The 2,337-nt window shown below is 41.8% G+C and carries 2 protein-coding genes; both read right to left on the minus strand.

Going from position 1 to position 2,337, the window contains the following annotated elements:
* Positions 1-88 precede the first annotated feature (88 nt).
* Positions 89-1,216, minus strand: a complete 1,128-nt coding sequence (locus PVV66_RS09395; protein ID WP_273719597.1) for a N4-gp56 family major capsid protein — start codon at positions 1,214-1,216, stop codon at positions 89-91.
* A 94-nt stretch (positions 1,217-1,310) separates the two neighbouring features.
* Entirely contained in the window at positions 1,311-2,216 is a 906-nt protein-coding gene (locus PVV66_RS09400) for a hypothetical protein (protein ID WP_273719596.1), read from the minus strand.
* Positions 2,217-2,337: the final 121 nt, after the last annotated feature.

The following is a 2,337-nucleotide window of genomic DNA, read 5'->3' on the forward strand; positions in this document are numbered from 1 at the left end:
CGCAAAAAGCTTACCTGTTGGGTGTGAAGATTTCTTCCCTGTAATAAAGGTGGTAAATGATCTGCCATGTCTTTTTTCCTCCCTACGATTAGTTATCTGGTTCACCACTGTAGGTAGGAATAACAATCGTTCCAAAATCTTGCGCTGCTTGAGAGCTATTTGGAAATTTGAAACGGGTTTTCTTCATGCCAATCAGTGTTTTCGCAGACAAACCATAGTAACGTTGATAGTCAAAATGCTCTTCCACCAATTTATAGCGATTGACATTGCGATTATTTCCAAAAGCCATAACAATACTTTGTGCACCAAGCAAAACAGCGCGACGTACACTTTTTTTCGCTGTATGATCTGTTGATTTAACACCATGGGTTACATGTTCAGATTCACGTAAAATCACACCATTATACATGCCTAGAGAACCATCAAAAATCGGGTTCTTTGCACGCGAACCTGTGTAAGCAGCTTTCTGAATATCAAGCCACTGACCAGTCTCCGTATTGGTGCGCAATTGCATCACTTGTGTTGGGTGCAAATAGAGTACATAAACACTTTCCCCATTCACACGCACTGGTCGAATTTTGGGGTTAGCAAGTTTTGCCATTTTTACGGCTTCATCAATAAGCTTTAAACTAAAGCTGTGTTTTGATGCTTCACTTAGATCTTCATCCTTGGTTTTCGCATCTGGACGGATAATGCGCTTACTGCTTGGTGCCAGAGGTTCATTAAATCCATAATGCACATTCTCGATATCGATCATCCGATCTTCAAAAGAGATTGTCCTTGCTGTATATCCGCAAGCTTGAATGAAAAACATCATGCTTAAGCGATCTGCATACCAGTCAACCAAACCATCTTTTGCTTCGTCACGTAAATCAAACGTTGTACGTTGTTGTGCTATACTCCCTTCATTTTCTACACGAACTGCATGCGAAAGCTCGTCAATGTATAGTCTGTCATGAAGGAATTGTAATGCCTCTTCATTCCCTTCAAGCGTCTGTCCAGAAGTGACACCCCGTCCCAAAAGCTGTGTCCGTAAGCTAAACGTAACACAGTCCCCTCTGCCTTTCTGTGTTTCGGTTTTAAGTTGAATAATGCTGTTTGACCCCTTGCCTATAAGGGGGGCAATAGGGATCGCTTTTGAAACTTCTGTATTTAATAATTTTGACCACGTGCTTATTGCATGAGGATCATCTGCTCTAACTGTTGTTAATGCCATTGATTTTACCTTTCTTTGCTGTAAAAAAAACCGGCTTTAAAGCCGGACCATAACCCTGCATAAAAAGCAGGCTCGTTGTTATAAAAATGCGCGCTTAATACCCATTACCTGCACCATGCAATTGCCGAAAAATCGCTTTATTTTTCGGATTGGATATCCAAACGTCAAATTCTTCTTCTGACATCTTATCAATGCTTGCTAAAGTCATTGGTCCAACATTGCCTCCTCCACCAGATGCCGTTAAGGTTCGCGCAGAATTCTGACGACTTTGAAGCGCTGCAACTTGATTATTGGCTTGGATCGCTTGGTTTTGATAACCAAGATTTTGCGCTATCCTATAAAGCTCTTCTGCCGGATTGAGATCTCTTTGTGCACAAGTCGCTACAAGCGCATGCAATTGATCTTTTATAATCGCATCTATTGTGTTTTGATCTGCACACTCTGGATAAAGTGACGACCAAGACCTCAATTCTTTTGCACGCGTCTCATAAAGAAAATTTGCTGCTGCATCAAAATCACTAGATTTCTTTTTAAATGACTCAACAGAATTATTGAAAAACTGACCAAGACGCATATCATGCTGCTGTTGTTCCTCAGCCTGTCTTAGTGCCTCTTTCTGTTCCCTAATATACGCACCTTGCTTTTGAACCTTATCTAATATCCACATCACTACGCTAACGGGGTCCTTACGCAGATCTGGTGGAGCACTTTCTTCTTCAACCATTGGAGCTTGGGATTGTGCTTCGTAGAACTTGACAAGTTCTTCACGGGCTTGTTTGGTTTGTTCTAAAAATCGCTGCTGCTCTATACTAGGAACGATTTCTGAAGGCTTTTCAACGGGCTCTGTAATCGGCTCTGGAGATGTTGCATCATGGCTCTCAACTGTCTCGACCTCATGATCAACATCAAAAGAGCTCTCATCATCATCAAAAACCGGTGCTCCAACCCTATAATCTTCATTCATACCTTCATTCATCACTTCGTTCATTTCTGCATTCATTCTCTAACCTCTCTTAAATGCTTCTTCCCCTGTACGTTGCGGCTCTCTCCCGCATAATCTGATTTTGCGCTCGTTCATTAAGAATACGCTCCCGTTCAAGCTCATGGCGTTGTTGCATCAA

The organism is Bartonella sp. AU16XJBT (genome assembly GCF_028618665.1).
Taxonomy (GTDB): domain Bacteria; phylum Pseudomonadota; class Alphaproteobacteria; order Rhizobiales; family Rhizobiaceae; genus Bartonella.

Bases quoted from the DNA above. Each gene is read 5' to 3' on its own strand.
- PVV66_RS09400 (WP_273719596.1), bottom strand. From the start codon at position 2,216: ATGAATGCAGAAATGAACGAAGTGATGAATGAAGGTATGAATGAAGAT.
- PVV66_RS09395 (WP_273719597.1), bottom strand. From the start codon at position 1,216: ATGGCATTAACAACAGTTAGAGCAGATGATCCTCATGCAATAAGCACG.